The 7,172-nt window shown below is 67.8% G+C and carries 7 protein-coding genes; 5 read left to right on the top strand and 2 right to left on the bottom strand.

Features of this window, described 5'->3' with window-relative positions; genetic code table 11:
* From ACZ69Q_RS44200 to serA, 4 genes are all read left to right on the top strand, one after another.
* Window positions 1–1,308 (top strand): 2-oxoacid:acceptor oxidoreductase subunit alpha (locus ACZ69Q_RS44200; RefSeq protein ID WP_471054316.1); only part of this gene is annotated, 1,308 nt, incomplete at its 5' end.
* Window positions 1,298–2,392, top strand: a complete 1,095-nt coding sequence (locus ACZ69Q_RS44195; RefSeq protein WP_471054314.1) for a 2-oxoacid:ferredoxin oxidoreductase subunit beta — start codon at window positions 1,298–1,300, stop codon at window positions 2,390–2,392. The genes ACZ69Q_RS44200 and ACZ69Q_RS44195, both read left to right, overlap by 11 nt.
* Complete coding sequence (gene fdxA / locus ACZ69Q_RS44190) at window positions 2,389–2,715, top strand: ferredoxin (protein ID WP_471054312.1); 327 nt, start codon at window positions 2,389–2,391, stop codon at window positions 2,713–2,715. The genes ACZ69Q_RS44195 and fdxA overlap by 4 nt, the downstream gene beginning before the upstream one ends.
* A gap of 34 nt (window positions 2,716–2,749) precedes the next feature.
* Window positions 2,750–4,345 carry a phosphoglycerate dehydrogenase gene (serA, locus tag ACZ69Q_RS44185; protein WP_471054320.1) on the top strand — a complete coding sequence of 532 codons (1,596 nt, stop codon included), beginning with the start codon at window positions 2,750–2,752 and terminating at the stop codon, window positions 4,343–4,345.
* A gap of 77 nt (window positions 4,346–4,422) precedes the next feature.
* On the opposite strand, the gene ACZ69Q_RS44180 is transcribed toward serA, so the two are convergent.
* Window positions 4,423–4,722: a hypothetical protein gene (locus ACZ69Q_RS44180; RefSeq protein WP_471054310.1), complete on the bottom strand. Its 300-nt coding sequence runs from the start codon at window positions 4,720–4,722 to the stop codon at window positions 4,423–4,425.
* A gap of 109 nt (window positions 4,723–4,831) precedes the next feature.
* On the bottom strand, window positions 4,832–5,803 hold the full coding sequence (locus ACZ69Q_RS44175) for a LysR family transcriptional regulator (RefSeq protein WP_471054309.1): 972 nt from the start codon (window positions 5,801–5,803) through the stop codon (window positions 4,832–4,834).
* 94 nt (window positions 5,804–5,897) lie between these two features.
* Here ACZ69Q_RS44175 and ACZ69Q_RS44170 point away from each other — a divergent pair, with 94 nt between their 5' ends.
* Window positions 5,898–7,136 (top strand): cytochrome P450, encoded by a 1,239-nt coding sequence (locus ACZ69Q_RS44170; protein WP_471054306.1) that lies wholly within the window; start codon window positions 5,898–5,900, stop codon window positions 7,134–7,136.
* The last annotated feature ends 36 nt before the right edge of the window (window positions 7,137–7,172 follow it).

The following is a 7,172-nucleotide window of genomic DNA, read 5'->3' as shown; positions in this document are numbered from 1 at the left end:
TTTTTGCGGGCGAAGTTCGCCAAGAAGCCGGGCATCGCGGCGGCGAACATCGCCGCGTTCCGTGCGGGCTGGAATTTCGGGGAGACGACGGAGGATTTCGCGGTCTCCTACGAGATCGCGCCGGCGACGACGGCGTTCCCGGTGGGCACCTACCGCAACATCTCGGGGAATCTGGCGTTGTCCTACGGGCTGATCGCCGCGTCCCGGCAGGCGGATCTGCCGTTGTATCTGGGCTCGTACCCGATCACCCCGGCCTCGGACATCCTGCACGAGCTGAGCCGGCACAAGAACTTCGGGGTGCGCACCTTCCAGGCCGAGGACGAGATCGCCGGGATCGGCGCGGCGCTGGGCGCCGCGTTCGGCGGCTCACTCGCCGTGACCACGACCTCCGGTCCCGGAGTGGCCCTGAAATCGGAGACCATCGGCCTCGCGGTCTCCCTCGAACTGCCGCTGCTGGTGATCGATATTCAGCGGGGCGGGCCGTCGACGGGTCTGCCGACCAAGACGGAGCAGGCGGATCTGCTGCAGGCGATGTTCGGCCGTAACGGGGAGGCGCCGGTGCCGATCGTGGCGCCGTGCACGCCGGCCGACTGTTTCGATGCGGCGCTGGAGGCGGCGCGGATCGCGCTGACGTACCGGACGCCGGTGATGCTGCTGTCGGACGGTTATCTGGCCAATGGCTCCGAGCCGTGGCGGATCCCGGAGCCGGACGAACTGCCCGATCTGACGGTGCAGTTCGCGCAAGGGCCGAACCACACCCTGGATGACGGCAGTGAGGTGTTCTGGCCGTACAAGCGGGACCCGCACACCCTGGCCCGGCCGTGGGCGATCCCGGGCACGCCGGGTCTGGAGCACCGCATCGGCGGCATCGAGAAGGAAGACGGCACGGGCAACATCTCCTACGCGCCGGCCAACCACGAGTTCATGGTCCGCACCCGCCAGGCGAAGATCGACGGGATCGAGGTGGCGGATGTGGAGGTCGACGACCCGCACGAGGCGAAGACGCTGGTGCTGGGCTGGGGATCGACGTATGGGCCGATCACCGCCGCGGTGCGCCGGCTGCGCACCGCGGGTGAGTCGATCGCGCAGGCGCATCTGCGGCATCTGAACCCGTTCCCGCGCAACCTGGGCGCGGTCCTGGGACGTTACGACAAGGTGGTGATCCCCGAGATGAACCTCGGCCAGCTCGCCACCCTGGTCCGGGCGAAGTACCTGGTGGACGCCCACTCCTACAACCAGGTCAACGGCATGCCGTTCAAGGCGGAACAGCTCGCCAAGGCTCTCAAGGAGGCCATTCATGGCCGTTGAGCTGCCGCCCGTCATACCGAGGAAGGAAGCCGCCCTCGGCGCCCGCGATTTCAAGTCCGATCAGGAAGTGCGCTGGTGCCCGGGCTGCGGTGACTACGCGATCCTCGCCGCGGTCCAGGGCTTCATGCCGGAGCTGGGGCTGGCCAGGGAGAACATCGTCTTCGTCTCGGGTATCGGCTGTTCCTCCCGCTTCCCGTACTACATGAACACCTACGGGATGCACTCCATCCACGGCCGCGCCCCGGCCATCGCGACCGGGCTGGCCACCTCGCGCCGGGACCTGAGCGTGTGGGTGGTCACGGGCGACGGCGACGCGCTGTCGATCGGCGGCAACCACCTGATCCACGCCCTGCGCCGCAACGTCAACCTCAAGATCCTGCTGTTCAACAACCGGATCTACGGCCTGACCAAGGGCCAGTACTCCCCGACCTCCGAGGTCGGCAAGATCACCAAATCGACGCCGATGGGCTCCCTCGACGCGCCCTTCAACCCGGTGTCCCTCGCGATCGGCGCCGAGGCATCCTTCGTCGCGCGCACGGTCGACTCCGACCGCAAGCACCTCACCCAGGTGCTGCGCGAGGCGGCCGCCCACAAGGGCACCGCACTGATCGAGATCTACCAGAACTGCAACATCTTCAACGACGGCGCCTTCGAGGTCCTCAAGGACCGGCAGCAGGCCGAGGAGGCGGTGATCCGCCTCGAACACGGGCAGCCGATCCGCTTCGGCGGTGGGGGCACCTCCCGCTCGAGCGAAGCCGAGAGTGGGGGAGGCACACGCGGCGTCGTCCGCGACCCGCACACCGGCGACCTGAAAGTCGTCACCGTCACCCCGGACAACGAGTCGCAGATCGTGATCCACGACGCCCACTCGCCGTCCCCGACCACGGCCTTCGCCCTGTCCCGCCTGGCCGACCCGGACACCCTGCACCACACCCCGATCGGCGTGTTCCGCTCGGTCGACCGCCCGGTCTACGACACCCAGATGGCCGACCAGCTCGACACGGCGATCGAACAGAACGGCAAGGGCGACCTGGCAGCCCTGATCAAAGGCAACGACACCTGGATCGTGGAGAGTTCCTCATGACGTACGTCATCGCCCAGCCCTGCGTCGACATCAAGGACAAGGCCTGCATCGAGGAATGCCCCGTCGACTGCATCTATGAAGGCCCCCGCAAGATGTACATCCACCCCGACGAATGCGTCGACTGCGGGGCCTGCGAGCCGGTCTGCCCGGTCGAAGCCGTCTTCTACGAGGACTCCGTGCCCTCCCAGTGGACGGACTACGTGAGCGCGGACCGTGAGTTCTTCACCACCATCGGCTCGCCCGGCGGCGCAAGCAGTCAGCCCCCGCTGGAGGCCGATCACGGCGTGGTGGCCGCCGAACCGCAGGGCCAGTCCGCCACCTGATTCACCTCATCCGGCCGCCCATCCGAATCGAGCCCTGATGAAGACACCTGTCGTACTGCTCGCTGACGACCTCGCACCGGCCACCGTCGACGCTTTGGGCGCGGCGGTGGAGATTCGGCGCTGTGACGGCACCGACCGTGCCGCCCTGCTCACCGCGGTCGGCGAGGCCGAGGCCCTGTTGGTGCGCTCGGCCACCCGCGTGGACGCCGAGGTGTTCGCCGCCGCGCCCCATCTGAAGGTGGTCGCGCGAGCCGGGGTCGGACTGGACAACGTAGACGTCGACGCCGCCACCCGAGCGGGCGTCATCGTGGTCAACGCCCCCACCTCCAACGTCGTCACCGCCGCGGAACTCGCCTGCGGCCTGATCATCTCCACCGCCCGCCACATACCCCAGGCACACACCTCCCTCAAGGCGGGGGAGTGGAAGCGGAGCAGCTACGTCGGCGTGGAACTGGCCGGCAAGACCCTCGGCATCGTGGGCCTGGGACGCATCGGGAAACTCGTGGCTCAGCGGATGGCGGCCTTCGGCATGGACGTCATCGCCCATGACCCGCACCTGTCCGAGCACGAGTCGGCCAGGGCAGGGGCCAGGCCGGTGTCCTTGGACGAGTTACTGGAGACGTCCGACTTCATCACCGTCCACCTTCCCAAGACCCCGCAGACCATGGGCCTGATAGGCCAGGAGGAACTGAAACGGGTCAAGCAGGGCGTACGGATCGTCAACGCAGCTCGGGGCGGGATCGTCGACGAGCAGGCGCTGGCCTCGGCACTGCGGGAAGGCCGTGTGGCCGGCGCGGGCCTCGACGTCTTCGCCGTCGAACCCTGCACCGAATCCCCCCTGTTCGGCCTCGAGACAGTGGTCGTCACCCCGCATCTCGGCGCCTCGACCACCGAGGCCCAGGACAAGGCCGGAATCTCCGTCGCCCACGCGGTACGCCACGCTCTGGCGGGCGACCTGGTCCACGACGCCGTGAACCTCCACGGTGGCGCCGTCGCCGCGGACGTAGCCCGCCTGCTGCCGCTGGCGCAGAACCTCGGCCGCATCCTGGCCGGCCTGACCGACGGCCGGCCCCTGCTCGACCTGTGCGTCGAGGTGCACGGACAGGTCACCCGGCACGATGTCAGCGCCGTCGAACTCGCCGCTCTCAAAGGGGTTTTCAGCGACATCGCCGACCGGGCCGTCACCTGGGTGAACGCTCCGCAGATCGCTCGGGAGCACTGCCGCGAGGTACGGTTCGTCACCAGCTCGGAGTGCGCACGCCACCGGGACCTGGTCACCGTGCGCGGTACGTTCGCCGACGGTGGGAAGACCGGCGTCTCGGGCACGCTGGTCGAGCCCAAGGACACCCACACACTCACCGGCATCGACGACTACGACCTCGATGTGAACATCGCCCAGCGCATGCTCTTCCTTCGCTACAAAGATGTGCCAGGCATGATCGGCGTCATCGGACGCATCCTGGGGGAGGCCGGCATCAACATCGCCGCCATGCAGGTCGCGCGGGTGACCGAGGGCGGCGAGGCCGCGGTCGCCCTGACGGTCGACAACGCCGTGCCGAGCGCGGTGCTGGGGGCCATCAGCGAGGCGATCGGGGCGAGTTCGGCCCGCTTCGTCGACCTGGAACTCTGAGATCTCCGCACGACGGTGACAATGGTGCCGGTGGCTGCCCTGCGGCCACCGGCATCGTCGGTTCCCGGGGAAGCCGCTCAGAGCACGCCGAAACAACCGCCGTTGAGCTTGATGGCGTACCACTGACGTTCCAGACCGCGCAGCGCCGAGACGGACTCCCGCAGGGGGCCTTGGTGGATGCTGTACGGCGCGGCCCGGGCGAGCAGATCGCACAGGACGGCGAGATCGGCGAAGGTCTGCCGGAGCGGTTCCGCCAGTGTCGGCGCGGCGGCTGACATGGCGTCAGGCCGATCGGACTGACGCTGGAGCTCCCGTAGGAGCAATCGCACCTCCTCGTGGACGCGCTGTGCGTGTGCGGAGATTCCTGCGTCGCTCATGGACTGTCCGCCGTTCGTCCGATGGTGGGGTGGGAGAGCGCGGGCGATGGGGCCGGCCACCACGTAGGTACGGACCCGACATGTGCCCAGCCTGTCTCGGCTGTCGATCTCAAGCTGGCAGCTTTGCGACGTGATCCCCGCGGTCCGCCGGCCGTGCGCCCACCGGCACGCGGTGCGGGGAACACGCGACGGCGGCGCGGCAGAAGGAGGCGAACGCCGCGGCCCTGCGGGTCGGCTGCGCACCGGAGGGCCAGGCCAGACCGACCGGCAGTGGGGGGACCGCGTCGGAGATGGGGCGTATCTGCACGGCGCGCCCCTCGTAGCTGACGTCCAGGGTGGGACGCTGGATCAGCAGGGAGTATCCCGCGCCACGGGCCACCAGACTCCGCACCATCTCGAAGCTCTCGGTCCGATGACGGATGGCCGGGACGACGCCGGCGTCCGCCAGGACCTCGCTGAAGTAGCGACGGCTGGGCGGCACATCCAGCATGATCATGCTGTGGCCGTCGAGATCGGCCAGCCGGACCTCTTTTCTGGCGGCCAGCGGGTGCTCCCGGGGCAGCAGGACGTGCGGTTCGGTGGAGTAGAGCGTGTCGAATTTGATGCCGGCCTCTATGTCGGCCCCGTACAGCAGCGCCAGTTCACAACGGCCCTCGCGCAGCAGGTGCTGCAACTCCGTCAACGACCCCTCCACGAAGTCGAGGGTGACACCGGGATGGGCGACCGCGAACTCCTCCAGCAGCCTCGGCAGCAGGAACGGGGCGAGAGTGGTGAAGCAGCCGATCACCAGCCGCCCGGCCGGTGTCTGGCCCACCTCTCGCATACCGGCCTGCAACTCCTCGCTGCGGGCCAGCAGTTCCCGGGCCTGCGGCAGGAACAGACGGCCGGCGGTGGTGAGCGTCAGGCCCTTGGCCTTGGCGCGGATCAGCAGTTGCACCCCGAGTTGGTGCTCCAATTCCCCGATGCCGGCCGACACCGCGGACTGCGAGACATACAGCCGCTGGGCCGCCCCGGTCATCGTCCCGGCGTCGGCGGCCACCACGAAATAGTCGAGCTGACGCAGACTTATCCGCTCAGGCATAAGAAAAACCTCGATTGATGTCCACGATATTCACGTTTTCACGGTAGTTGGAGATGGGTGATACTGAGGGTCACCGAGCCCAGGAGGTTCCGTTATGGCGAACGTTTCGGCGTGCCCGGTCAATCACGATTTCAATCCACTGGGTGACGCCTATGTCGCCGACCCGTACCCGATCCTGTCCGGCGTGCGGAACGAGGGACCGGCGTTCTACGCGCCGGCGATCGACATGTGGGTGATAACCCGATTCGACGACATCCAGAGCGCCCTGATGGACCCGCAGACTTTCTCTGCTGCGGTCGGTCAGCGTCCGGTATTCCCGCTCACCGACGAGGCGCAGTCCATCATCAAGGAGGGATTCCACGCCTATCCGGTGATGTCCGACTGCGATCCGCCGCGGCACACCCGGATACGTCGGCACAATCAGAAGGGTTTCTCCGCGCGGCGGATCTCGGTTCTGGAACCGAAGGTGTGGGCCAAGGCGACAGAGCTGGTCGACGAGATAACCCCCGGTGTGGTCGATCTCGTGTCGGCGCTGACCTACCCGCTGCCCGCCTACATGATCTTCACCTTCATCGGATTCCCCGACGAGGACATGGACATGCTGAAGTCGTGGTGCGGCAATCGCATCGCCTTCAGTTGGGGCAAGCCGTCCGCGGACGAGCAGCGCGCCATCGCCGGCAACATGGTCAACTACTGGCGCTACTGCGAGGAGTTCGTCGCCCGACGCGCGGCCGAGCCGGTCGACGACTTCACCAGCGACCTGGTCCGTATCCATCAGGCCGATCCCGAGAGCCTGTCGATCTCGGACATCACGAACGTCGCCTACGGACTGAGCTTCGCCGGGCACGAGACCACCACCAGCTTCACCGGCAACGCGGTGCGCCGACTGCTCGCCAACCGTGAGCAGTGGGAGGACCTGTGCGCGGACCGGTCGCTCATCCCTCAGGCGGTCGAGGAGGTGTTGCGCTACGACAGCAGCATTCCGGCCTGGCGTCGCATCACCACCAAGGACGTGACCGTGGGCGGAGTCGAGATCCCCGCGGACGCAAAGATCCTGTTGCTGCTGGGCGCGGCGAACAGGGATCCCAAGCACTTCGCGGAACCGGAGTCCTTCGACATCCATCGCGAGGACGCCCGCAAGCATCTCGCCTTCGGCCAGGGCATCCACTACTGCATCGGCGCCGCGCTGGCACGCATGGAGGCCCGGATCGCCCTCGACCTGCTCGCCCAGCGTGCCCCCAAGATGCGCATGGTGGAGGACCAGGACTTCGACTTCCCGGCCAATGTCTCCTTCCGAGGCCCCCGAAAGCTCCTCGTCCACTGGCCCGAGTGACACACCGTGGTCACCCGCCGGGGCAGCAGGCCGTGT

It is taken from the genome of Streptomyces sp. NPDC036764 (assembly GCF_055609385.1).
Note: the sequence above shows the minus strand (reverse complement) of the source record. Positions and strands in the feature narration are given on the sequence as shown.

Coding starts and splice junctions, on each gene's coding strand:
- ACZ69Q_RS44180 (WP_471054310.1), bottom strand. CDS start 4,722: ATGAGCGACGCAGGAATCTCCGCACACGCACAGCGCGTCCACGAGGAG.
- ACZ69Q_RS44175 (WP_471054309.1), bottom strand. CDS start 5,803: ATGCCTGAGCGGATAAGTCTGCGTCAGCTCGACTATTTCGTGGTGGCC.
- fdxA (WP_471054312.1), top strand. CDS start 2,389: ATGACGTACGTCATCGCCCAGCCCTGCGTCGACATCAAGGACAAGGCC.
- ACZ69Q_RS44170 (WP_471054306.1), top strand. CDS start 5,898: ATGGCGAACGTTTCGGCGTGCCCGGTCAATCACGATTTCAATCCACTG.
- ACZ69Q_RS44195 (WP_471054314.1), top strand. CDS start 1,298: ATGGCCGTTGAGCTGCCGCCCGTCATACCGAGGAAGGAAGCCGCCCTC.